Annotated in this window: 18 protein-coding genes; 4 read left to right on the top strand and 14 right to left on the bottom strand. The window is 56.5% G+C overall.

Features of this window, described 5'->3' with window-relative positions; translation table 11 throughout:
• On the bottom strand, positions 1 to 1170 hold the full coding sequence (locus METFOR_RS10810; protein ID WP_048110947.1) for a class I SAM-dependent methyltransferase: 1170 nt from the start codon (positions 1168 to 1170) through the stop codon (positions 1 to 3).
• Between the two features lie 23 nt (positions 1171 to 1193).
• Here METFOR_RS10810 and METFOR_RS10805 point away from each other — a divergent pair, with 23 nt between their 5' ends.
• On the top strand, positions 1194 to 1709 hold the full coding sequence (locus METFOR_RS10805) for a GNAT family N-acetyltransferase (RefSeq protein WP_015286176.1): 516 nt from the start codon (positions 1194 to 1196) through the stop codon (positions 1707 to 1709).
• A gap of 5 nt (positions 1710 to 1714) precedes the next feature.
• Here the strand turns inward: METFOR_RS10805 and METFOR_RS10800 are convergent, their stop codons facing one another.
• The 6 genes from METFOR_RS10800 to METFOR_RS10775 all read right to left on the bottom strand — a co-directional run bounded on the left by METFOR_RS10800 (position 1715) and on the right by METFOR_RS10775 (position 6804).
• Complete coding sequence (locus METFOR_RS10800; RefSeq protein ID WP_233504397.1) at positions 1715 to 2266, bottom strand: acetate uptake transporter; 552 nt, start codon at positions 2264 to 2266, stop codon at positions 1715 to 1717.
• A gap of 334 nt (positions 2267 to 2600) precedes the next feature.
• Positions 2601 to 3845 carry an ABC transporter permease gene (locus METFOR_RS10795; protein ID WP_015286174.1) on the bottom strand — a complete coding sequence of 415 codons (1245 nt, stop codon included), beginning with the start codon at positions 3843 to 3845 and terminating at the stop codon, positions 2601 to 2603.
• The gene (locus tag METFOR_RS10790) at positions 3842 to 4522 is read right to left on the bottom strand and encodes an ABC transporter ATP-binding protein (RefSeq protein WP_015286173.1); all 681 of its coding nucleotides are present in this window, start codon (positions 4520 to 4522) and stop codon (positions 3842 to 3844) included. The genes METFOR_RS10795 and METFOR_RS10790 overlap by 4 nt, the downstream gene beginning before the upstream one ends.
• Before the next feature lie 23 nt (positions 4523 to 4545).
• Entirely contained in the window at positions 4546 to 5856 is a 1311-nt protein-coding gene (locus tag METFOR_RS10785; RefSeq protein ID WP_015286172.1) for a COG1361 family protein, read from the bottom strand.
• A gap of 287 nt (positions 5857 to 6143) precedes the next feature.
• Complete coding sequence (locus METFOR_RS10780; RefSeq protein WP_015286171.1) at positions 6144 to 6365, bottom strand: helix-turn-helix transcriptional regulator; 222 nt, start codon at positions 6363 to 6365, stop codon at positions 6144 to 6146.
• A complete protein-coding gene (locus tag METFOR_RS10775) occupies positions 6355 to 6804 on the bottom strand; it encodes a DUF2178 domain-containing protein (protein ID WP_233504395.1) in 450 nt (149 codons plus the stop codon). The genes METFOR_RS10780 and METFOR_RS10775 overlap by 11 nt, the downstream gene beginning before the upstream one ends.
• A 136-nt stretch (positions 6805 to 6940) precedes the next feature.
• On the opposite strand from METFOR_RS10775, the gene METFOR_RS10770 reads away from it, so the two are divergent.
• Both METFOR_RS10770 and METFOR_RS10765 read left to right on the top strand, forming a co-directional pair.
• On the top strand, positions 6941 to 8866 hold the full coding sequence (locus METFOR_RS10770; RefSeq protein WP_015286169.1) for an agmatine deiminase family protein: 1926 nt from the start codon (positions 6941 to 6943) through the stop codon (positions 8864 to 8866).
• Positions 8867 to 8998: 132 nt separating this feature from the next.
• Positions 8999 to 9598: a hypothetical protein gene (locus METFOR_RS10765; RefSeq protein WP_015286168.1), complete on the top strand. Its 600-nt coding sequence runs from the start codon at positions 8999 to 9001 to the stop codon at positions 9596 to 9598.
• A gap of 51 nt (positions 9599 to 9649) precedes the next feature.
• Here the strand turns inward: METFOR_RS10765 and METFOR_RS10760 are convergent, their stop codons facing one another.
• Positions 9650 to 11779, bottom strand: coding sequence for a SpoIIE family protein phosphatase (locus METFOR_RS10760; protein WP_015286167.1), 2130 nt, complete (start codon positions 11777 to 11779; stop codon positions 9650 to 9652).
• 150 nt (positions 11780 to 11929) lie between these two features.
• Between METFOR_RS10760 and METFOR_RS10755 the strand changes: the two genes are divergently transcribed.
• Positions 11930 to 12751 carry a hypothetical protein gene (locus tag METFOR_RS10755; RefSeq protein WP_015286166.1) on the top strand — a complete coding sequence of 274 codons (822 nt, stop codon included), beginning with the start codon at positions 11930 to 11932 and terminating at the stop codon, positions 12749 to 12751.
• A 503-nt stretch (positions 12752 to 13254) separates the two neighbouring features.
• On the opposite strand, the gene METFOR_RS10750 is transcribed toward METFOR_RS10755, so the two are convergent.
• The 6 genes from METFOR_RS10750 to METFOR_RS10725 form a co-directional block, all read right to left on the bottom strand.
• Positions 13255 to 14310 (bottom strand): AI-2E family transporter, encoded by a 1056-nt coding sequence (locus METFOR_RS10750; RefSeq protein ID WP_015286165.1) that lies wholly within the window; start codon positions 14308 to 14310, stop codon positions 13255 to 13257.
• A 483-nt stretch (positions 14311 to 14793) separates the two neighbouring features.
• The gene (locus METFOR_RS15025; protein WP_015286164.1) at positions 14794 to 15738 is read right to left on the bottom strand and encodes a response regulator; all 945 of its coding nucleotides are present in this window, start codon (positions 15736 to 15738) and stop codon (positions 14794 to 14796) included.
• Positions 15739 to 18375 (bottom strand): PAS domain S-box protein, encoded by a 2637-nt coding sequence (locus METFOR_RS14635; protein ID WP_015286163.1) that lies wholly within the window; start codon positions 18373 to 18375, stop codon positions 15739 to 15741.
• A 12-nt stretch (positions 18376 to 18387) separates the two neighbouring features.
• Positions 18388 to 21003 (bottom strand): PAS domain S-box protein, encoded by a 2616-nt coding sequence (locus tag METFOR_RS10735; RefSeq protein WP_015286162.1) that lies wholly within the window; start codon positions 21001 to 21003, stop codon positions 18388 to 18390.
• Between the two features lie 146 nt (positions 21004 to 21149).
• Entirely contained in the window at positions 21150 to 22178 is a 1029-nt protein-coding gene (locus tag METFOR_RS10730) for an ABC transporter substrate-binding protein (RefSeq protein ID WP_015286161.1), read from the bottom strand.
• 53 nt (positions 22179 to 22231) lie between these two features.
• Positions 22232 to 25624 (bottom strand): PAS domain S-box protein, encoded by a 3393-nt coding sequence (locus METFOR_RS10725; protein ID WP_233504502.1) that lies wholly within the window; start codon positions 25622 to 25624, stop codon positions 22232 to 22234.
• Positions 25625 to 25636 lie beyond the last annotated feature (12 nt).

Genomic DNA, 25636 nt, shown 5'->3' with positions numbered 1-25636 from the left:
TTACTCCCTTCTCCCGTAATGCAGGGTGAAGAGCGTCATGTACTCATCGGCATAGCACGTGGAATCGGAACAGACGGCAAACTCGGGGCACAGGGAGGAACGGAACAGGTCGTGCCACTGGCTCCGGAGCATGTGGTACTCCGTGCGCTCTCCCCGCGGCCGGGTGAGGAGCGAGACAACCTCGGTCATGAGGAATGAGTCGATGCAGTCCGTGACAACGTCGACCGGCGCGTCGTGGGAATAGACAAAGTCCATGATCCTGCCGTACGACTGGTACACCGAGAGCGCAAGTTCCGGCGTGGAGAGTTCGGGGGTGTCGTTGTCGGCGTCCATCTCGAAGAGGAGGAAATGATCGATCCAGGGCTTGAGCCGCAGGAGATGGAGCCGTTTGTCCTCCACCGGCATATGATGGTAGGCAAGGGAGCTCATCGCAATGTCGTACCGGGTGCGGATGGACGCAGAACAGTCCTGTATCCGGGAGTTCTCGGTCACGATCCGTGCATCCGGGAACTGGTCTTTGACGGTCTTTTTGGCAAGGGCGATCATTGCCGGCGAGGCATCGATGAGGAGCACTTCGCTGATGGCATCGGCCTTACCGGTCTCCAACAGCCGGGAGAGGACCATTGCTGTCAGGGACCCGTCGCCGCAGCCGATGTCGATGAACCGCACCGGGTTGTCAAAGGCAGGGAGGCTGTGGGCGAACTGCTTTGCGAGTTGCTGTCGTGCCGCCTTCATCACCGGGACGCTGGCGAAATGGAGGAACGGGCGCGGGTCCTCGAATGCCGTTGCAGGCGGGATGAGGGCACCGTTGTGCCGCGAGAGGAAACTTAAGAGAAATGCCGCGGAGAAGAGGCCGTCTTCCTCGGCAAGCGTTGCGGCCTCCAGCCATTCCACGGCACGACGGCTCTCGCCCCGGCCGGCAAGGTCGACAGCGATATAGTAATCAAATGCCGGGACCAGATTTTTCCTGATCCACCCTTCATACTGTGCCGGGGCTGCGGAGCTGTGGGCGATCTCCTGTGCGTGCCGGCGCCATTCAGTCTTCTCTGTCTCCGAGAGGAATAACATGGTGGTGTGCGTCCTTTTTAGAACGGTCTCTTTGCCATAGTAAATAGCTGGTGATGCATGGGCATGCCCGGGCCCATCAGGGTAATTTCTGATGCGGGCCATATGCTAAGAAACGAGGTTTCCCTGTGCAGATCATCACCCCTTCGGCAATCCTCCGTGGCTGGTCGGCGGCCGATGTACCCTCCCTGGTGCGGTTCGCGAACAATCCCCTCATTGCCACTACCCTGCGGGATGGTTTTCCTTCCCCCTATACTTCTCGCGATGCGGAGCGCTTCATCGCTCTGGCAACCGCACCCGACAGCCGGAACCTTGTCCTTGCCATTGAAGTTGATGGGCAGGCCTGCGGCGGGATCGGCATCCATCCTCTCGAAGATATCTACCGCAGGACAGCGGAGATCGGGTACTGGCTTGCGGAACCGTACTGGGGCAGGGGAATCATGACCGATGCAGTCCGGGCGATTGTACCGGTGGCATTCGACAGGTATGACCTTGCCCGGATCCAGGCCGGAATCTTTTCGAATAATGCAGCATCCATGCGGGTGCTGGAGAAAAGCGGGTTTATCCGCGAGGCAGTCCACAAGGATGCGGTCACGAAAAACGGCGTGACGATGGATGAAGTGATGTTTGCCCGGTTCCGGTAAAAAGGTCAGACCGGGAGGACCCGGCTCCCGAAGATCTCGTTGATGGTCTGCCCCATGCCCATGTAGAGGGCGAGGCCGCCGGCAATCAGGCCGGAGATGCCACTCAGGGTGAGGATGAGCGGGTTGCCTGTCAGGTGCGCGGTCACGAGAAGGGCAACGAGAATCACCACGAAGGCGAGGGTGACCTGGAGGAGGCGGTGCATCTTCAGCGTGCAAATGAACAGGCCAAGGGCGAAGATCCCCCAGACGGCAAGGAATGCCGCCAGTTCCACCGGTGACGGGGCTTTTGCAAGCGAGAGGGCCGGCAGCATCAGGATCGCGGCAAAGGTGATCCAGAAGATCCCGAAACTGCCAAAGGTCAGCATGCCGAAGGTGTTCTTCTTCTTCCATTCCATGACGCCGACAACGGACTGGGCCACGCCGCCGTACAGGAGCGCCATGGCGACAATCGGGCTCGAGACACCGGTGAACCCTGCATTGTGCAGGCTTAAGAGGATGGTCGTCATACCGAAAGCGCACAGCCCGAGCGGCGCCGGGTTGGCGGTGTTGTCCATCATGAAAATATTGTTCCTGTTTACTTCTTCCAGATGTTGCATGATACCCTCATGTGATGACGGAAAATCCCGGAAATGCACCAGATTGCTGGAATGTATTGAGATTAGTGCACCACACCTTACGAAATATGGTGTATATTGTTAAAAATATCATCATTTTATTGCAATGTGGTGCATCAACTTGCCCCGACCGATCGAGTTCTTCCAGAGAGTATGGAGAAAATAGCATCATCGTGTTCTTAACGTGTCTTTATAGTGCACCAGAATGGAAGGGTGGACAAAAAACGGGGTTTTTTTCCGGCCTGTCAGGTGGATGCTGGAACCGGGCAGGCCTTCTTCAGTCGCTCCGGAGTGCCTCGATCGGGTCGAGGTTCGCTGCCCGCCAGGCCGGGTAGACGCCCGAGAAGATGCAGATGGCAATCCCGATTGCCATTGCCATCGGGACATAGATGAGGCTTTGGATGGTGAAGAAATATTTCGTTGTCCCGACCATGGCGAGCACCACGAGCCAGCCGAGAATGAGGCTCATAATGGCGCCGATGGCGGCACCGACAAGCCCGAGGATCACCGCTTCATAGATGAACATCCGGAGCACCTCGTTTTTCCGCGTGCCGATGCTCCGCAGGATGCCGATCTCCCGGATCCGTTCGGTCACCGACATCATCATCACGTTGAAGATCGATGTTGCGGCAACAAGCAGCGAGATGCCGGCAATCGCCATGACAAACGTGGTCAGGGTACTGACCGTCGAGGTGATGCTCTCCATCATCCTGCTGCTGTCCTGGATCGTGATCACATTGTCCTTGCGGTTGAGCTTGTCCTCAATTGAGGTCTTTGTGGCATCTGCATCATTAATGTCATTGAGGATTACATTGACCTGGTCATACTCTTCCTCGCCTCCGAAAAGCCCGACATAGGCCTTTTCCGGCATAATGATGGCATTGTCCGTGTTCATATCCATGGACATCCCCTTCTCCTTGAGGATTCCCACGACACGGTATTTCGATACGGTCTCATTCTGGGTAGCATCCCCGATGGTGATCCGGCTCCCGATCGTGAGCCCCTGTCGTTCTGCAAAGGTGGGACCGATGACAATGGAACTGGATGTCTTGGGAAGTGCCCCCTCTTCAACGGTCAGGATATCCGCCATATCATCGTCGCGCATACCGTAGATGGTGGCCCGCCCGGTATTGCCCCCCACTTCGATCTTGGTGCTGTCCTGGTAGAGCGGGTAGACCGTCCCATAACTGGCAACGGCACGTTCGATATCCTCAAAGTTTGCCCGTGTGAGATAGTCCTTCGTGCTGGCCGATGAGGATGACTTCCTGGTAGTGGTTGTTCCCCCGCCACCTCCCATGGGGCCAAATCCCCCGCCGCCTCCGCCGGTATCTGCTTTGATCACCAACACATTGGCCATGGCCGAGAGTTCCTCGGTGACCGAGAGGGTCATGTTTGCCCCCATCATGCCCATGGAGGAGATGGCCACAACACCGATCACGATCCCGAGAGCCGCAAGCAGCGAACGGAGGAAATTCAGCCGGATACTCCTGATGGAGAGCTGGAGGATGATATCTTTCGTCATGTTTCGTCCACCCTCCCGTCCTTAATCCGGATGATGCGTTCAGCCTGATCGCCAACAGAGGGGTCGTGGGTGACGATGATGACGGTCCTGCCCTGCCGGTGGAGTGCAGTGAGCATCTCCATGATCTGGGCGCCGGTCTTTGTGTCCAGGTTGCCGGTCGGTTCGTCGCAGAGGAGGATATCGGGGTCGTTGACCAGTGCCCGGGCAATCGCGACCCGCTGCTGCTGCCCCCCGGAGAGTTCGGCCGGTTTGTGTTTGGCCATGCGCTTGTTGATCCCCACGTCATTGAGCAGCCGGCTGACCCGGCCGGTGGTATCATTGCACCGGTGCCTGAGGATGTAGGGGTACTCGACGTTCTCGAACGCGGTGAGGAGCGGGATCAGGTTGAATTTCTGGAAGATGTAGCCGATGGCATTGAGCCGGAGGTCGGTGAGTTCGTCATCCGACATCTTCCGGATGTTCCTGCCGGTGATACGCAGGATCCCGGAGGTCGGGACATCCAGTCCCCCGATCTGGTTGAGGAGGGTGGACTTTCCGGATCCCGACGGGCCCATGATGGCAACGAACTCGCCCCGCTCGATCCGGATCGAGAGGCGGTCGAGCGCCAGCACGTCACCGGAAGGGAGGGGGTAGATCTTCGTGACGTCCCGGAGTTCGATGACCGGTACTGCTGTCATACTGATACCAGGGAAGAGCCGGTCTATTTCTCCACCGGCTCTTCGTCATCATCTTCATCCTTTCCTTTCGGGAGGGGGTCTTTCCTGAACCGGTTTCTTAGGGATGTGAGGTACCCTTTTCTCCATGCATAGGCAAGGAGTGCGATTGCTACGAGGATGATGACAATCTCTGTCACCGGGATCTGGCCGAAGCCGGACCCAAAGGACCCGAACATGCCCCTCCGCTGGACGGAGTTCCCACTCCCGGACTGGGCCGGGGAACCTGCCCCCGGCATTGCCATACCATCCGATGCGGCAATGCTGAATGTCTCCCGGAAGGTGTTTCCTTCCCCGTCCTTATAATCGACAATCAGCGGCACGGACTTGTTCCCGGCATAGACGTACGTGATCTCAAAGCTGGAGAAGTCGTCAGGTTCAAGGTTCCCGACGGCATAGACCGGGTTCGGGTTGACGGGCCGGGCCGGATCGCCGACCGTGACGAGGATGGATTTTGCATCGGTAAGGCCGTTGTTCGTTACATCGCCTTTCAGCGTGGTCGTCATCCCGGAAGACGAACTCTCGATATTGTTGACAACAATCTCGGCCCCCGTCTTGTCTTTTTCCAGGGTGACCGGCAGGACAACCTCCGTGGTGTGCTTTGTGTCCCCGCTTAAGAAACTGACATGGAACGTGACATTCGTCTCCTTGTCCGGTGTGATCGAGAAGGGGACCTGCACGGATTGGCCGGCTGCAAGGGTTCCGACATAGGACTCCTGCGGGAAGACCGTGGCGCCATCGTTTTCCGGGACGATGAGGACATTATCCACACCGGCATCGCGCGGATTGGTGATGCTGATATTCACGGTGTCCTTCTTGGATGCTGAGAAAATGTCCGGTTTCTTCGAGATGCTGGCCCTCACATCCGTTGAATCCACCTTGAGCGTGAGTGTTGCATGGATGGGATAGGTATTGATCACGGGTGAGATGCTGAACAGGGGATAATATTTCCCGTCCATGGCATTGGCCTCGACAACGAACGTGTAGGAGACCGTTTGCCCGGGACCGATTGTTGTCTTGGTATTGTATGCCCTCTCACTCAGGATTTTCAGGTGAGGTTCACTAAGGCTTGGTTCCGACAGCACGACCGAAGCATTGGCCGCGTTCGTTACCCGAACGGTGATGGTCCCGGACTCATAGGGATAAAACACGGCCGGTTCCATATCGTAGCCGGATACGTAGACGAGTGCTGCGGCATCTTCCTTGCTGGTTGCCTGGATGGTGTTTCCGGCTGCGCTTACCGATGAGATGACAACGAGCACGAAAAGGATGCCCGTCATGAGGGGTAATGTTTTCATACGTTCACCTGTACTGGGATTGTGGGTTCTGGCTGGTGCCTGCCCTGATGGAATCAGGGGTAATGAATGGTTATCCAAACAGATTGTAATGTATGTTTAACATTTTGTATATTATTGTTTTCCACAATCTTACAGGAGGCCGGGATTACTCAAACGACGGAGCAGGGGCCGGGAGAAGAGAAAACAGGGCTGTGGCGCGCAGCAAAAATGGGAAGCAAACAGCACTGTTCCGGCCCGGAAAAAAGTATCCGTGCCGACTGTCATGGGTATGGAACAGGAACAACCGGTCAGCTCCGGCCCCCAGCTGCCGGGGGCTCGTCCTCGTACGTGAAGACTTCTTCGATATTCACCGCAAAGTGCCGGGCAATGCGGAATGCAAGGTCAAGCGAGGGTACGTACTTTCCCTTTTCGATGGCGAGGATGGTCTGACGGGTCACCCCAATTGCCTGCGCAAGGTCTTCCTGGGTCATATCGTGCATGGCACGGAAGACCTTGATCTTATTCTTCATCGGTCTCCCAGTCCCCGTACTTGCGGGCATAGTATATCCTGAACCCCACATACAGGAAGATCATCAGGCAGAGGAGGGCGAGCTGGAAATACCCCATCATCCTCGGCGACAGGAGCGCCGGCGGTGGCTGGGTGAAGAATACTTTTGGATTCTGCGGAATGTACAGGATTTGCATAACTGCGCCTATCGAGAATGCACAGAAAACAACCCAGAAGACCTGGAAGGTGCGGAGCACAGCCTGTTCCGTGATCTTCGCGCTCCGCTCATCCTCGACAAGATCGGTGACCTTCTTCCGCGCCACGTAGGCAAGAGCGATGCCAGCGAGGAATGCGATCTCGATGAAGAGGGGGTTGTGTATCTCCACAGAGTACCAGAAGATTGCCAGCAGGATGAGCGCGATGCACCCGCACATGAGATAAAAAGTGTTCTTTTTCATCATGGTTTCCCGTTGTTATTGGATTTTAACATCCGCCCGTGATAAATGTGCTGCACACCGGTATTCATGGATGAACCCGCAGTGGCCCGGATGGATACCCTGATATCCGATCAGGAAAAATCCATACACCACGAGGTGTGTGGAGCTGGAATGTGTAACGCTTGGGCTCATCCAGATGGCGATGGGTCCCGATCCCGGCGGGAACATCGAGAAGGCACGCCGGAAGGTCATTGAGGCGGCAGGACGGGGGGCGCAGATCATCTGTCTCCCCGAGCTCTTTCACGTACGGTACTTTCCGCAGCATAGTGGTGCGGAGACCGGGGATCTTGCCGAGACCATTCCCGGACGGTCGACGATCCTCTTTGCCTCCCTTGCCCGCGAGCACAATGTCGTTATCATCCTCCCGGTGTACGAGAAGGCAGCTGACGGGAAATTCTTCAACGCTGCCGTGGTAATAGACGCTGACGGAAATCTCTCGGAGCCCTACCACAAGGTCCATATCCCGCAGGACCCGGGGTTTTACGAGAAGGGGTACTTCTTTCCGGGGGATTCGTTTCGCGTCTTTCCGACACGGTACGGTACGATTGCGGTGCTCATCTGTTTCGACCAGTGGTTCCCTGAGGCCGCACGCTCTGTAGCCCTTGACGGGGCGGACATCATATTCTACCCGACCGCGATCGGCCACCCCGGGCCTGATACCCCGAAGGAAGGGGGATGGCAGGAGGCATGGGAACTGATCCAGAGGAGCCATGCCGTGGCAAACAGCGTCCATGTCGCAGCAGTCAACCGTGTCGGCACCGAAGGCAGCTGCCGGTTCTTTGGCGGCTCCTTTGTTGCCGATGCGTTCGGGAAGGTGCTTGCCCGGGTCGGGGATTCCGAGGAGATCCTGGTTGTCAAAGTCGACTTCTCGATGAATGCTGAAGTCCAGGATTCATGGGGATTCTTCCGCAACCGCCGGCCGGAGACCTATTCCCGAATAACCGTCCCGTTTGCCGGAAAAGACGGGACATTCCCTGACCTGCGGGAAAAAGACACGCCGAGGAACCGCGGGTTCCATATGCCTGCGGAATGGGAGCCGCATGATGCGGTCTGGATCTCGTGGCCCCACAACACGTATACGTTCCCGGATATCCCTGCCGTGGAGCAGGCATACTACGAGTTCATCGCCCATGTCCATACCTCGGAACGCGTCGAGGTCTTTGTTCCCACCGCCGTGGTGTACCGGAAAGTGCGGGCACGGCTGAAGGAGATGGGCATTGATTCTGACCAGGTGACGCTTCATACCACCGGGTACTCGGATGTCTGGATCCGCGACTACGGCCCGACCTTTGTCGTCAGCCGCGCTTTGAAGAAACTCGCCATGGTCAGGTGGGAATTCAATGCCTGGGGCGGCAAGTACGAGGACCAGTTCCGCGACGGAACTATCTCGCTGCATATGAACCGCCGGTTCAACCTGCCGCTCTTCGAGCCGGGGATTGTCATGGAAGGAGGATCGTTCGACACCAATGGCCGGGGAACCGTCCTCACGACACGGGCATGCCTCCTCAATCCCAACCGCAATCCCTCGCTCTCAAAAGGAGAGATCGAAGGGCTGCTCTGCGAGTATCTCGGTGCAGAAAAGGTCATCTGGCTCAACGAGGGTATCGAAGGGGACGACACCGACGGGCATATCGATGATATCGCACGGTTTGTCGGTCCCTCGACGGTTGTCTGCGCGTACGAGGAGGACACATCCGATGCAAACTATGCGCCGCTCCACGAGAACTACGAGATCCTCTCCCGGTCAACCACCGAGGACGGCACACCCCTCACCGTCATCCGGCTCCCGATGCCGGGACGGGTGGAGGATGCAGACGGGCAGCGCTATCCCGCAAGCTACACGAATTTCTATATCGGCAACACGGTCGTGATCGTGCCGGTCTTCAACGATCCCCGGGATGCCGCTGCTCTGGATATCCTGCGCATGATCTTCCCGGACCGAACGGTGATTGGGATTTTAGCCCGCGCCATGGTTGAAGGGTTTGGCACCTTCCATTGTGCCACCCAGCAGCAGCCCCGGATCTGAAACCGGCTGTCACCCCGCGGTTTTAGGTACTGGGGATGCTTTTTTTTAAAGAGAATACTCATACTATCTGCTTCAACCGGTCATCGTCACCGTACCGCTATAAAAAACCCTCCGACACGAACAGGATCACCCATGGACACCCACTCTGCCGATCTTCTCAAGGACCAGCTCATCCTCTTCCGGCAATCGGTCAGCGAGGCAGCGAAAAATCTCTCAGGATCTTCAGGTCCCGGCTCCTGGCATGCGGGAGCCCCGTTTGCTGAGAAATGCAGGATCTTGGACCTGCTGCATTCGTCTTCGCTTCCACCGGAAGAAAAGACAATTTTCGTGCAGGAATATCAACGGATCGTGGAGGAACTGGATGCCTTGCTCGACAGGCACGGGCAGGTGTACTGCAACCTCCTGCTCGTGGAACTGAGGAACCTGGTGCATGCATACCATGCAGAGACCTGCCTTTCCAGTTACTGGCGCGACACCACGTGCGTCCGTTCCGGGAGGGAGAGACGGGAACTGATCGGGGAACTCCTGGAACACCTCAGCAGCCATTACCCCCTCTCTGCCCTGGAAGCGCTGGTTGCCACGATTGATGACAACGCGGTTTTGGATGAGGTGGTCATGACGGACCATGGCACGTCAGAAGATTTCCGGTCACCGGGACTCCTGAAGGGCAGCAGCCCTGAACGTGACGCATACTGTTGTGGTGAGACGAAGCTTTCTGCACGTCACGTCTGATCCGGCCGTTCTGTGAACTGTGTACCCGGAACTACCGGGTGGGCCGCTTGCTTACCTGACTTTGATGAGAATGAACGTGATGTCGTCAGACTGGGGTGCCGATCCTGCAAACAACCGGATATCCTCAAGGAGGGCCTCTCCGATCTCCCGGGCCGGGCGGGAACGGTTCTTTGTTATGACCGCGGTCATCCGCTCCTCACCGTAATACTCGTCGCGCTCATTGAACGCCTCCGTCACCCCATCCGTGTACAGCACGATGAGGTCCCCGTGGTGGAGGGGAAGCATCGAGGTCTTTGCCCGGGTGTCATCGATCACCCCAAGTGCAATCCCCTTGCCTTCGAGCATCTGCGCAACCGGCAGGTCGCCCCGGATCAGCAGCGGGGGGTTGTGACCGGCGTTCACGTAGGAGAGCATCATCTTCCGGGGATCGAGGACTGCATAGAAGACCGTGATGAACATGTTCGACCTGCCCTCGTCATAGATCAGCCGGTTTGCCGGGTCAATTGCCTCCGCGGGCTCCCCGCTCCCTGCCCCGCAGGTGTGGATCTGAGTCCGGCACAGGGCCATGTACAGGGCAGCACTGACGCCCTTGCCGGAGACGTCACCGATAACCAGGCCCATGCTGCCGTCTTTCTGGGGTATGAAGTCATAGAGGTCTCCCCCGATCTCCATTGCCGGGATCGTTGTTGCAGCGATCTCGAATCCCGGGATGTCGGGTATCGTTTCCGGGAGGAAGGTCTGCTGGATCTCCCGCGCGATCTCCATCTCGCTTGCATACCGCTCCTTTTCGGCAGTGGTGCGCTGGAGATCGTCGATGGTATGGCGGAGATCCCCTGCCATCCGGTTAAAGGAATCCGCAAGTTCCTCGAACTCGTCCCCGGTCCTGAGCTCGACACGGTTTGCAAGATCGCCTTTCCCGATAGCCTGCGTTGCCTGCCGCAGGGTATCGACAGGGCGGGTAATGGCTTTGGACAGGGCTACGGAGAGTACGATGACGATGAGGAGGAGGAGGAAGGAGAGCAGGGAGAAGAGGAGCATAACCCGGTCCGACTGTTCGGCGATCCACTCTTCGGTCTCCCGGCCCGATGCCGTTATCCCGTCGCGGGTCCGGTCGATCGGGGCGGTTACTTCGCTCACCGGCAGGCACACGGCAACACTCCAGTTCTGGGACGGGACCGGTGCATAGGCAACAAAGGTATCCACCCCGTTGAACTGCACCCTCTCAACCCCGGTCCGGCCTTCCGTCATGTTCTTCCCGGCAGCAACGAGGGCAGGATCGGAGCTCTTGAACACGTTATCCTGCGGGAACGGCTGGTCCCAGCGGTGATCACCGGCGGCAAGCTGCGGCCGGCTGATGATATCCCCGCTGTTGTCCATGAGGACAGCATAGCCCCGTCCCCCGAGCGTGGTGTTTAAGAATTCGCTGGTGATCACACCCACTCTAACGTCGCTCCCGATGACCCATGTCCCGTAGGGCGTGGCCACGGCTTTTGACGAAGTGACCACCAGCCCATGGCCGAACGAGTCCACGTAGGGCTTGGACCAATAGACGCCGTTTGTGCCCTTTGCTCCGGTGAACCAGGCACGGGTACGGGGATCATAGTTTTCCGCGTCCGTATTCTCCCAGGGATACGACCGCAGGATGCCGGAGTCGGTTGCGAGAAAAACCGAGACAAGGTCTTCATCGGCGTCGTACATCCCCTTCAAGAGGTCGTCCATGCCTGCGGATTTCCGGAACTCCTCCGAATCCGTGGTTACCGTGCTGCCCGGGCTGAAGAGAAACACGGTCGCATCGCGGGGATCTGCCGGGGGAGTATTTCGGCCAAAGGAACGAATGACCGGTAGTACCGGAGGATTGCCCTGAAGGGTGGCAGCCTGCACGGTGAGGAGATCAAGTTCCGTCTCGGTGTCGTTGAAGAGGGTCCCGGCGATTGCTGCCTGGTCTCCTGCTGCCTGGAGGAGGTACTGTTCGGCAGACTGCTGCAGGGCGACGGTGGCCATATCGACGGCCTGCAGCCCCTGCCGGAAACTGCCGGACTCCGCCGTCTCTGCCAGGCTGCCGATGGTAAAGAGCGCTACGTATCCCGTGACGAGGAGCGTGATGAGGGAGAGTGCCAGGAACACGGCCAGGATCTTTGTCCTGACGCTGCATTGTGGCAGGGTTAACCAAGAAGATGTCATGGTAAATCACGGGGATATCGGGCAGGCAGTACCCGGATGTGCCGGGCTTTTGTGTGTGCGTCCTCCCGATGGAAGATGAGTTCCAGGGCCAGGCTGGTGGTGGCCGGAGGAATGCATTCACATCCATGTGCGCCGGTGAGGCTAATAAACATGAGGCAGGGCGATGGCATGGCTGCCGGGCGCCCGTGGGAAAAATCCGCAATCGTACTGTACGCGCCGTCATGCCTTACCGGTATCTTTATGGGTTTTCCGGTCGTTGAAAAACGTATGAATGACTCACCGGTTTATTCCCGCTGTGCTCTTGCCGCCCTTGTCTTTTTCCTGATTGTCATGCCGGTATCGGCATGGACGTTTTCCGGCTGGACCGGCCCTTCCCCGGGTGCTGAACTCCAGCCCGGCAGTAAAGTGAGTGCGGGATATTCCCTGAGTTTTAGTTCATTCGATACCGGAAAGACCTTTGCCTCTGACAATTCCCTTGTCATGTATACCGATCTTGCGGACCCCCGCTGGGTCGTCGTCAAGACTGAAGAAGTGAACGAGGAGCCGCTGATCACGCGGCTTGCCGACCGGCAGTCAGCCCAGGTGCGGCTTGACGGGTGGGACCTGAGTTTTACCCGGAAGCAGTTCACCGTCGATGTTGCCCTGACCGGTACTGTCCCTGATTTCGACCAGACGGGGGAGATTGTCGTGCTCCGGCTGCAGGAGCTGGATCCCGAGGCAAAGACCGTCAACGGGAAACTGGTGAAGAAGACTGCGATAGTCGTGGTTCCAACAACCGTGCCGACCGCTATCCCTACAACGGCGCCCGAAGAGGTTGTGATTGAGATTACCCCGGTGCCAACAGAGAATCCTGTCACGAAAACGACACCTGCAAAAAAACAGACCTATGCTCCCGGGCCGGACCCCCTGCTGATATGCACCATGCTGGCCGGGGGTATTTGCATTGCCGGTCTCTTCCGTCACCGGCATTAATTACTATATTAACTCTCCCCAGCCCGGGGGACGGAATCCTGTCTTTCTTTTTTCCTGTTTCTTCCATGAAAGAGCCCTGCAATCCCTTGTGAAGAGAATTGCGACCCCATTTTTGCGGGAAATTTCTAATGGGGCAAAAAAAATCGAATATTTTTACGATTATTCGCAATAAAACGAAGAATTTTCAATATTTGAAAAAAACATACTTTTATATAGAAAATAGTAACAATAATAGTTATCAGGACATGGGGCCGTGGAGGATCCGTGGCCTGCATGGTACTCAAAACCAGCACATGACCTGAGTGAAAAGAGACCCCTTCGTTTCATTCGGAACCGTTCCTGGATGCATGATCAGCATTTCACCACTCAAGGGACCCCTGGTGAAATATGCCCAGGAACCTGTTTTCAAACTGTTTCTGAACCAGTACAGGCTGTTCCAAACGATAGATCCGGGTGCGGCAAACAGGTGTCTGGGGAAAACCGGGTCGCGACAACACCCCGTATCAGTCATCCTTTTTTCGCGTATGCTCCTCGAACAGGTGCCCGACGCCCAGGAAATCGTTGATCCAGCGCAGGTCATCGGACAGCTGGAGCACCAGCAGGCAGATGAGGGTGCACGGGATTGCAAAGAGCATCCCGACGATCCCGAGCAGCCATCCCCAGAAGATTACCGACAGGATCACGATGAGTGCCGGGATCTCGTATTTTCTCGACGTGAGGTAAGAAAAGATCGGATTCTCCACGATCAAGTTGAGGATGCAGACAACCACGATCACCGCGACCGCCCCGGGGATCCCGAACTGGAGCCAGGCAAAGAAGATGGCAGGGACTGCTGCCATGATAAGGCCGATGTAGGGGATATACCCAAGGAGGAATGTCAGGAGCCCCCAGAGGAGTGCACCATGGACGCCCATAACCGTGAGGAACCCACCAAAGAGGATCCCGTGGATGAAGTTTGTCTCGGTGCGGACAACGATGAAATCGATGATGTACCCGGACATCCGCCCGAACTGCTTCACGGTCTGTGAGTCTTTTCCATACCGTGCCTCGAAGCGCTCCGTGAGACGCGGGGCTTCAAGGAGCATAAAGAACGAGGTCACCGCAACAAAAAAGAGGAACATGAGCCCCTCGGCAATCGTTGTTACCCCGGCTACACCCGCTGAGAAGATCTCTTTAAGGTCGATAGACCGGATGCTGTCGGTCTCAATGGAGATGCCAAAGGTGGAGAGGATCGTCCTGAGTTCGGCAAGCCGCACGGAGAACTCCTGCTGGAACTGCGGCATGTCGTGAAGCAGCAGCTGGAAGGAGAAGACAGAAATGTACAGGATGGCTGCAATGACCAGACATGCGGCAAGGGTGATGACTGCAACAGAAAGCGTGCCTGAAAGCCCCTTCTTTTTCAGCCAGACGAGGGCCGGTACGGTAAGCAGGGTGATGATGAGGGACATCAGGACGAGCGAGATGATGTACGAGGTCATCTTCACGGCGATGATGATGATGAAGACAAGCGCAATAGCAAGAAGCGTCCGTTCGAAGCGGGAAGTTTCCACAGGAACCATGAGATAGTCTTCTATCTGGCGGGAGATGATACAAAGCTTATTGTGAGCGCAGCTTCCCGTCTGGTTTACGGGAAGGGATTCTTATAATCCCCGGCAATCATGAACGCAGGCAAGCGGGGCTGATCCTGGAGGAAAGGTGATTACAGGAGTGTGGATATCGCATATCCGCGAACTCGGGAAAAACGGAGTTGATCTCCCCCGCATCGTAGGAAGCGGGGGAAGGTACAGATGGTGTCTGTCCCGTAGGGACAATTCCTCGGTGTTCGTGCTGTTTGTCTTCCTGGTGTTCATTATGCGATACTGCAATACCGGTGCGCTGCCGCACGGGTATATGTAAACTATATTTTACATTTTGTTTTATATGCTTTCTGGACGGAAATCGTTCCAAGGAGGTGTCCCTGTCTGTCTTTGTGGGAATCGCTCCCGGGTACCGGGACAGTGGCGTCCCTACCGTTTCCCGCCCGCTGATAAAAAAGGTACGTGTTACCCGGATTGCTGGTACCCGATAGCAGCCCCGAGAAGGTTTGCCGTGATACGGAGGGCTTCGATCTCGTCGGGTGAATGGGTCTTTTCCATCAGGTCGAAGAAGCCGATGAACCCAAAGAGGTTGTCGTGGATAAAGATCGGGATGATGACCCCGGCTTTAGCGCCAAGGAGGCTGAAGAGTTTCTGCTCATCGGGAGGGATCGCCGAAACGACTGCGGAGATCTCCTCGCCTTTTCTTAACAGGCTCTCCCACCGTGAGATCCTCATGGTTGCAAAGGTGAACTGCTTAAGTTCCGGTTTGAAGAGGGATGAATGGTACCCCGGGCATCCCCATTCGTAGAGCATGCTGATGGCAGGTGCCGGGCCGGAGGTCCGGACCTGGAAGATCCCGATTGCCCAGGCGTCCAGAGCAAGGCCGATGGGTTCGAGAATGTTGCGGATGTCGGAGGCTGTAAAGTCCGGTACTTTGTCTGAAACCGGGGCACCCTTGCGGGAGACCCGCAGGAGCCATTCCACTGCCGAACTGACGGCAAAGAGGATGGCATCCCGCTTTTTGATCTCGCGCTCGATACGGTGCTTGTATATGGCCATCTCGATGACAGAGTGAAGTTCGCGTTCATCGTACGGTTTGACGACATACCCGTAGGGCTCGGTCACTTTTGCGCGCTCGAGCAGGACTTTATCCGCATATGCGGTCAGGTAGATGACCGGGATCCCGTAGAGTGCGTGGATTTTCCCCGCCGTGTCAACCCCGTCCATCTCCCCGGCAAGGTGGATGTCCATGAGCACAAGGTCCGGCTGGTTCTGCTGGATCTTCTCAAGGGCAAGCTCCCCGGATTTTGCCGTTCCTGCAACGGTATACCCGAGGCTGATTAAGGTCTCTTTGATGTCGCTTGCAACGATTGCCTCATCTTCGACGATAAAAATTGCAGGGCCGCTCACTCATTCACTCTCTGTTGTAGTCTTTCTGGGAAATAGAATATTAAATGTTGTTCCCTTCCCGTTCTTTTTCTCGATGGTTCCTCCCAGCTGGTCGACAAGACTGTTCACGAGGCGGAAACCAAGGGATGTGCTCCCCCGCCAGTCATACGACGGGCTCATGCCGGCCCCGTCGTCCGTGATGATAAGGGAGATCTGGTCTCCTTCGGGATGGCTGCTGATCGTGATCGTACCGGTGCGAGTGTCCGGGAAGGCATGCCTGAGGGCATTGGAGACCAGTTCGTTTACAATGAGCCCGAGCGGGATGGCTGTCTCGATATCCAGCAGGATCTTTTCCATGTCTGTTGCAAGCGCGACCCTGCGGTGGTCCACGCCATAGAATGCAAAGAGCTGGGTTGCCAGGAACCGCGTATAGTCGGAGATGTCGATGGAAGAGATGCTTTTAGACAGGTAGAGTTTTTCATGGACAAGGGACATAGCCTGCACCCGGTTCCTCATCTCGGAAAGGACCTGCTTCATCTCCGGGTCTTCTACGGTCCGCATCTGGAGTTTTATGAGACTGATGATAATCTGAAGGTTGTTGTTTACCCGGTGGTGGATCTCGCGGAGGAGGAGTACTTTCTCGTCAAGGGAAGCACGAATTGTATCCTCTGCCTGCCGGCGCTGCCGGATCTCCTCGTTCAGGGCATGGGTCCTCTCATCGACAATTTTCTCAAGATTGGCGTTCAGCTGCTCCAGCTCCCTGAGTGCCTTCTTCCGGATGGTGATGTCCTGTCCCTGTGCTATGGTGGCAACGGCCGTCTTCCCGTCATCGTCAAAGATGGTGGCCGAGTTCCAGAGAACGGTCCGGACCTCCCCGGATTTTGTGATAACCGGGATCTCGGCAGTCTCCATCCTTACCCCGGTAAGCGTTGACCGGACCCGGTCGAGGGATGACTGGCGATAGGATTCCGGAAACAGGATCGAGAGGTGTTCTCCCAACACTTCGTTCTCGGTCCTCCCGGTCAGGCGCTCGAATGCGTGGTTGAACCGGGTGATCCGGAACTTCGGGTCCCAGACGATGATCGGGGCGTTGGCATAGTCGAAGAGGCTGTTTAAGTAACTGTTGGTCTCCCGGAGTGCTTCCTCTGCCTGCTTCTGGTGGGTTATGTCAAGAACAATCCCCTCGTAGTGGGTGATACCGCCTGCCGTGTCCTTCCGGATATGGGTATAATCTGAGATCCAGTGCAGGCCGTGGTTCTTGTCGAAGATACGGTATTCCTGGATGAAGTCGTTGATCTGGTGGTTGCTGTTGTACGCGACCTCTCTCGCCACACGTTCACGGTCGTCAGGATGGATTATGGAAGGGAAAGCGATCCGGCCTGAGGTAAAGTCATCCGGGACGTACCCGAACCGGGAGATATTCTCACTTACACTTACTACCGGCCACCCCTCCGTGGCTTTCCAGAGAAAGGAAACCGCCGGGCTGGCGTTGATGATACGGAGCTGCTCCTCTTGGACCCGGAGCAGCGCCTCGATCCGCTCCTGGCTCGCCTTCCGCTCGGTGATGTCTTCGAAGACCGCAACGAAGTAATCCTTCTCCGGGCTGAATGCAGAGACTTTCAGCCACCGCTTCAGGGGCTTGAAATCGATCTCGAACGTTTCCGGAACGCCCGTCAGTGCAACACGCCCGTACATGTCGAAGAGTTCCGGTGTGAGGTTTCGGATATCGGGTATCGCTTCGAGCACCCGCTTCCCTTCGATGCCATAGAGCCCCGTCAACTGCCCGAATGCACGGTTGACGGAAAGGTACACCCAATCCGAAGGCCGGCCCACCCTATCGTAGATCATGCGACAGTAGGCAAACCCTTCGAGCATGTTATCAAAGAGCGTGCGGTATTTCTGTTCGCTCTCCCGCAGCGCGTCCTCGGCCCGGGTGCGCTCCGTGATGTCCACCCCCACGGCGATGAACTGAACCTGTTCATTGCTTTCCGGGGGGAGCATCTTCGTATTCCAGAGAATGGTCTTTGTCGACCCGTCACGGCACGAAATGGTGGTCCGGAAATTTTCCAGGTAATCATTTTTTTCAATGATGCCGGCGATCGTTCTGGTGATCTCCTTCCGGTATCCGCTATCGGGGTACAGTTGTTTCCAGATCGTGTTTTTGCCGATGACTTCTCCGGCAGGGTGGCCGCTGATCTCTTCGGCAGCCCGGTTCCATTCACGGATGACGCCATTCTTGTCGAGCACCATCAGCCAGACATTGGCATTCTGGATGATGCCCTGCCGGATATCCCCGGCCTCCTTCAGGTTGTCCCGGGATTGGGCGACAGCCTCGGAAAGGAATGCGATGAGGGCTGCAACGGCTACGAACAGGCAGGCCCGGATGAGTGCCCCTGCTGCCTCAGTGGCACCGGCCCCGGAACCGATGACGAGGGCGCAATATATCCCGCTCAGCAGGACTGCACCAGCAATCCCTTTCTTCCGATAGTGGTAGGCAAGGAGGGTGATGGGAATGTAGTACAGGTGCATGAAGATGATCGTGATGCCATTTGCCAGGCACCACGCAGTAATGACGATGACTACGGCCGATGCTGCCAGAACCAGTGCCTGCCACCGCCGTTCGGTCATACCGATTCCCTGCACCCGGAGAATTGTCATGGTGGAAATTCCTTATTTCTTCTCATGGAGTACCATCGTGAACTTCGTACCGGATGAGCGGTCGAGCTCGATCGTCCCAAAGAGCTGGTCAACAAGGTTTCCGACAAGCCGGAGGCCCAGGGACGGCGTGTTCTGCCAGTCGATATCCGAAGAGATGCCGATCCCGTTATCCTGGACAACGACTGTCAGGATCTCTCCTTCTTCTGTCATCCGGATAGTAAGCTCACCCTTCCTCCCGTCAGGGAACGCATACTTGATGGCGTTCCCCACTAGTTCGTTGAGGATGAGCCCGAGAGGAATTGCCGTATCGATGTTCAGGAGGATCTTCCCAATATCAATGTTGAGGGCAACCTTCTGCCGATCGACTTTGTAATGACCGAAGATCTGGGTGACGAGATATTGGGTATAATCCGCAATATCGATCGAGGAGAGGTCCTCTGTCTGGTAGAGTTTCTCGTGGACAATGGCCATTGCCCGGACACGGCTCTGCATATCGCTTAAGGCCTGCTTCATTCCCGGATCTTCAAGTGTCCGCAGCTGGAGCTTCGTTAAGCTGATGATGATCTGGAGGTTGTTGTTAACCCGGTGGTGGACCTCCCGCAGGAGCAGCACCTTCTCGTCAAGGGATAACCGTATGGCAGCCTCTGCCTGTTTCCGGACTTCAACTTCCTCTTCGAGAGCTTTTGTCCGCTCCTTCACGATCTTTTCAAGACCGGCATTCAGGCGTGCAAGGTCAGCCTCTGCTTTCTTAACCGAGGTTATGTCCCGCAGTGATTCAATCGCACCGACGGTGTTTCCCTGAGAGTCGATCAAGGGGGACGTGACAAGCGAGATGGGGATCTTCCGGCCGTCTGCCTTTGTAATGACAGTCTGGGCGGTCACGGTCCGGCCGACCCAGTGGATATCCGAATAATCCAGCCGGGCCGAGTCCTTGTCAGGGTCCAGGACAAGATCGATGAGAAGCGGCCGCCGCCTGCCATATGCCCAGAGGCTGTATTCATAATTGCCCATTCCGATGATCTCTTCTGCAGGCACTCCGCTCATCACTTCGAGCGCCCGGTTCCATGCCAGCACGGTACCGGTTTTGTCAATAACAAACGTGGGGTCCGGGAGGAAACTGATAATGTCCATGAAGAGTTGCCGGGACTCCCGGAGTTCCTCCTCGACCTTCTTGCGCTCGGTCATATCGTGCGCAACGCAGACAATCGCGCGGACGGCCCCGGTGCTGTCATGCATGACGGATGAAGAAAGGATGATGGGAATCTTCCGGCCCCCCTTCGTCATAAAGATCCGCTCGATTTCCGTAACTGCCCGTGTCCCGGGCAGCATGCCGGTCGCTGCACCGTCCGGACGGGGACTGTCGGGCGAGAGGAGGTGGGAGAACGAACGGCCGACCAGTTCATCCGACCGGTATCCCAGCACATCGCAGGTCCGCCGGTTCACGGACTGGATGGTGGCATCCGGCTCCAAGACAATCAGCATGTCGAACATGCTCTTTAAGATATCGTCGAAATAATCCCGGGAAACCGTTGTCTGGACCAGGTCCGCAGTCATCCTGTTGAATGAGTCCGCAAGCTCCCCGATCTCGTTCATCGAAGAGATCTCAACCCGCGTATCCAGGTTGCCCTTGCTGATCTCGCGGGTGGCATCACGGAGGAGGATCAGGGGTTTTGTGATGAACCGTGATAGGAGGATGCCGGCAATGGACGCTAAGACGAGGCTTGCGAGCAGGATGATGATAGTGCGGTACAATCCTTTATTGAACTCCCGGTAGACCTCATCCACCGGCATCTCAACGACAACCGCCCAGTCCGGTTCTCCCAATGAGACATAATTGGCAATTACAGCATCTCCTTCCATGCCCTGTGTCACTTCTGCATCGTATACCGTATCCCTGCCACTCACAAACCGGCGGACATCCTCAAGGCCAAGAACATTCTCTCCTTTGAGGATCCGGCTGATATCTCTATAGGCGATGAGGTTCCCCTGTCCATCCACGACATATGCAGTACCCCCCTCGCCAATCTTCAGGTTCCCGACAAGGTCCCACATGAACTTCAGGTTCACCTCAGCAGCCAGGACCCCCTTGTAATCCCCGAAGATATCCGTGACCGGTACTGCCATGACCACCATCGGCTCGCTGGATTTTTCATCGATATAGGCCGGCCCGATGAAGGTTTCTCCCTGAACTGCCCGTGCAAAGATATCCGCCCTGACCGGTTCTGAAATCTGGTTTGATTCGGCCCGCGAGACCCGGGATGACCGTGCCAGTTCCTCACCCGTGACATTGAACAGGATGACCTGACGGAATGCCGGATCGAAGTGCAGGAGTTTATCCAGGGTTGCCTTCTGCTGCTCCGGCGGCGAAGTCGCGATGCTTGACAGGTATGCGGTCTCCCGGAGTTTGTCCATCCTGTCAGTGACCATATTTTTCACGGTGTCGGCTGCGCCCTGGGCAATGAGTTTCTGCTCGTAGGATATGGTCCTCTGCTGGTTCTGGTAATTGGAAAAACCCTGGAGGCCGGTGGTGATGAGGACGATGGCGAGGCTCATGGCAACAAACGCGATTGCCAGCGTTACCGTAAGGCTGCGGAACTTCTTTTTATCCGAGGGGGTCTGTGGTGGCATCGGTGTCATCTCCGTGTTCGTCTCACTCGTTCATCCTGATCATACGGGTGATAAACCATGACTACGGGGCACCCCGCTCCGATGGATGGATCCTGCATCGAAATCGTGTTCATCACACCACAGATTTTCATGGCTTGCCCTTCGTCTCAACGGAGGATCTTGTCTGCCCTGCTCAGCAGGCCTTCGCTGACCGGAAGGCCGAGTTGTTGCGCCTGCCGGTAATTCAGCTGGAAATAGTTCTCAGCGGTGACCACCGGGATCCCGCCTGCTGGTGTACCCCGGAAGATTTTGTCTGCCAGGATTGCTGCCTGCCTGCCCTGCGGGACACTCCGGGGTGCCAGGCCAAAGACCGTCTCATGGCCATTAACGGACATGGACGGGCCCCCTGCCGGGATGGCATGCGCATCCGCGAATTCGCCGATAACGGCAAAACTGTTTGGTGTCACGAAGAGCGGCTCGGCAATGGCTAAAATGGCCGTGTCTTTGCCAGTAATGGATGCAGCCTGTTTGTTGAGTTCCGCCTCAAGCTCGGTTGCATTGTCCACAGGGATCTCAACCAGCGTGATGCCGTCGGCGGACGCTGCGGTTCGCAGTGCAATAAGCTGGCTTGTGGTTGTGGGATATCCCCTCTGGTAAGGAATGAGCATACGCTTTGCGCCCGGCGCCAGTTCGCGCATGACCTCGTACCGCTGGAGGGCTAAGTCAGGACCTCCCCAGCGCACACCCGTGATATCCCCGCCGGGCTGCCGTACGCTCTCGATAAGGCCGGTCTCTTCCGTGAAGACATTGGCAAATACCACGGGGATGCCGGTTCCTTTCATGGCGGCTTTTGCCTCCTGCGATGCTTCCGTGGGGAAGACAAGGACCAGGTCAACCTTGTTGTCCCGGAATTCTTGTAAGGCTGACTGGTATGCCGGCTGGTCAAAACCAACCATTTTCCGGGAATCGTAGACTATGTTTTTCCCTTCGGTATATCCCAGTTCGGCCATCTTCTCGCGGAAACCGTCTTCCGTATCGGCAAAAAATGCCATGCCGCTCAAGACCCCGACATGCCAGACCTTTCCGGAGCTGCTGTTCTTTTCCTGCCCCGTGCCTGAACATCCTGCAACCAGTATCGCTCCCACAAGGAGCGTGAGGGAAAGGATCGTGAATATAAAGAATACATTCCGCGTCATGTTCCTCTGCCTTCCATACCGTTTCATAGGACTGTCTTTGTCATGTCTGTTCTTCACCCCTTCTCGTGCAAAACCATCGTGAACCGTGTCCCTTTCGAGCGGTCGAGTTCAATGGTGCCATCGAGCTGGTCCACGAGGGAGTTGACCAGCCGGAGCCCCAGCGACTGCGTGTTCTTCCAGTCAAAGTCTTCGGGAATCCCCGCCCCGTCGTCGCGGACAATCACGGTGAGTGTCTTCTCTTCACGCGTAACGCTGACAAATACTTCCCCGGACTTTCCCTTGGGAAAAGCGTACTTGAATGCGTTCGATATCAGCTCATTGAGGATGAGCCCGAGTGGGATGGCCGTATTGATATCGACACGGACATCGGGGGATTCAAGACTGAACCGTATCCCCCGGCTCTTTGCATCATAGAACTGCGAGAGGCCGGTTCCCAGGAACCGGATATAGTCGTTGAGGTCGATGTGCGCGATGTCCTCTGCCCGGTAGAGTTTTTCGTGGACAAGGGCCATTGCCTTGACCCGGTTCTGGCTCTCGCGGATCGTGGCAAGGACGCTTTCATCCTTCACATACCGTGACTGGAGGTTCAAGAGACTCACGATGATCTGGAGGTTGTTCTTCACCCGGTGGTGGATCTCCTTTAAGAGCATCGTCTTCTCATTGAGAGATTCCTTGAGCTTCCCTTCGGCATCCAGCCGCTGCATGTTCTCTTCCTCAAGCGCCTCGTTTGCCTTCGAGAGCGCCTCGGTCCGGTCCTTCACCCGCTGCTCCAGGACGACATTCAGGGACCGGACCTCGGACTCAAGCAGTCGCCGGTTCGTAATATCGATATTGACACCGGTTATCCGGATCGGGATACCGTTCTCATCCTTTTCAACAACTTTCCCTCTCCCAAGGATCCAGAGCCAGCTGCCATCTTTTATGCGGATCCGGTACTCGATCTCCAGCTGGGATTCACCTTCCCGGATCTGCCGTTCCAGATCCGCGACAACCCTCTTTTTGTCATCCGGGTGCAACAGCGCAGTCCAGGTATCGATGGTTGCCGGAAACTCCCGGGGCTCGTACCCGAGCATGGTGTAGTACCGGTCGCTGAAGACAGCTGTGCCCGAGGGGAGGTGCCAGTCCCAGAACCCGACATCGGCGCCCTCGAGGGCAAGGCGGAGACGCTGTTCGCTTTCACGAATGGCATCCTCTGCCTCCTTCCTCTGCTGGATCAGCCGGGTGGTGACAACGATCCCGTTCACGCCGGGAACGTCGAGCAGGTTATTTGCTCTGGCTTCGACCCAGATGTATCCCCCGTCAGCTTTCCGGATCCGGAACTCGGTAGGAATGCCTGAATTTGTCTGGTCGAAAACACCCTGGAGATCCTGTCTCACCAGTTCGCGATCATCGGGATGGATGTAATCCATGGGGTCCTTTCCGATGAGGGATCCCCTGGGGTATCCGAGTATCCGTTCAGCAGAATCTGATTCATAAGTGATTTTTCCCTCGCGGTCGAGAACACGGATGATATCCGAGGAGTTCTGGATCAGGGCCGAGAACCGCGTCTCGTTTTGCCGGACTGCCTCTTCTGCCTGCTTCTTCTCAGTTACATCCTCGTAAATTGCGACAATCTCTCCGGATTCGAGCCGGTACACGTAGTTGTCCCGCCACCCGGAGATCCGGTTGTCCTTGTATAGTGAAACGGGAAATGCCTCCGCATATCCGGTTTCTGCAACACGCTGGAAGACTGCAAAAAGACCGAACTCCACAACACCCGGGAAGACCGAAAGCACGCTTTTGCCGACAACATTTTCCTTTCGGACGTTCTCAATCCACTCTACGGCGCGGTTGATATCGCGGATGATGAAGTCCTGTCCTTCGGATACCGGTTCATAGATGACCACGCCGCTGCTCATGGTGTTGAAGAGGTCCCGGAATTTTGCCTCGCTTTTCTGCAGGGCAGCTTCGGCCTGTTTCTGTTCGCTGACATCGAGACAGGTTGACTGGTACCCAATCTTGTTTCCTTTATCGTCAATGGTCTGTGTCGCCGTGCCAAACGCGATAAAGGTTGAACCATCGGCTCGCCGTGCAACGAGCTCGCCGCTCCAGCGCCCGGATGTATCCAGTGTTTTCAGAACCTCTGACGCCGCATCCCCCTCGGTGAAGAAATGCCCGAAAGGTTTTCCAATGACCTCCTTCTTGTCCCGGTATCCCCAGATGGCTAAAAATGCCGGGTTTACATCGGTCATGATGCCTTCGATATCAGAAATGCTGTTGGCAGTGATCGACGCTTCAAATACGATGTTCTTTAAGAGGAGTTGCTTCTCACTCTTCCGCATCTCCGTGACATCAGTCAGGACATTCAGTGAGGCAGGACTCCCTTCGAATTCGATCAGGTTGCCCCGTACAATCACCTGCCGTTCCTGGCCGGTGCTTGTCAGTATCCTGACCTCATAGGGGATCAGAGGCTCACCCTTCAGCCGTTTTTCTATCGAGGTGACAACACGTTCCCGGTCTTCTGGCACGATGAAGTCCAGCATGGATCTCCCGATGAGATCCTCATGGACATACCCTGTGCTCTCGGACGCAGCCCGGTTTACGAACAGGAGTTTTCCGTTGCGGTGCACCAGAATGAAATCAGGCACCTCCTCAACCAGCGAGCGGAATTTCCCCTCGCTTGCCCGGACGATCTCCTCGGTCTTTTTCCGCTCGGTGATGTCCCGGATCACCTCAATCGCACCGACGCGGTTTCCCGAAGTATCATACAGGTGAGTGGCAGTCCCCCAGAGATATGCGCCTTTGCCACCGTAGATTCCTGCAACAAATGTTTCGGACATTATGCGGTCACCATCGCGCTGGACAAACGGATACCGGTTCAGGATCTCGGTATCGGGTTCGAGAACAAGGTCGATCAGGAGCGGTCTTCTCTCACCGTAGAAGGGGATGCTGTACTCATGATCGCCCTTCCCCAGCATATCCGCTGCAGGAACCCCCGTCAGGTTTTCCATGGCATTGTTCCAGGCGATCACGGTGCCTGTTGTATCGATCGCCAGTACCGGATCCGGGAGGAAAGCAAGGATGTCGCCCAGGCGTTTCTGTGTCTCCTGTTCGGCATGCTCGGCCCGCACTCTCTCCTGGATGTTCTCCCAGAACCGGATCGCCCTCCGCGAGATGTTCGGGAGGTCCTCGAACACCGTTGCCGACTTGACGATATAATCAACGGCGCCGGACTTCATGATCTCGACGGCCAGGCGCTCGTCCCCATATCCGGTCATGACAATTACCGGGGTGGTAACCCTGCCATCCTCCCGGCTGATGATGTCAATCCCCCTGCCGTCGGGAAGGTTCCAGTCCGCGATGATCAGGTCAGAGCATTCGTGCGCGATAACCTCCCGCGCCTTTTTGAGGGTTGCCGCAGTATCGATGCGGAACTGCCCGGGATCCTGCCGGAATGCCTGGAGGATGAGTTCGATATG

It is taken from the genome of Methanoregula formicica SMSP, assembly GCF_000327485.1.
GTDB lineage: Archaea > Halobacteriota > Methanomicrobia > Methanomicrobiales > Methanospirillaceae > Methanoregula > Methanoregula formicica.
The sequence above is the reverse complement of the archived record's forward strand: the minus strand, read 5'-3'. Positions and strand labels throughout refer to the sequence as shown.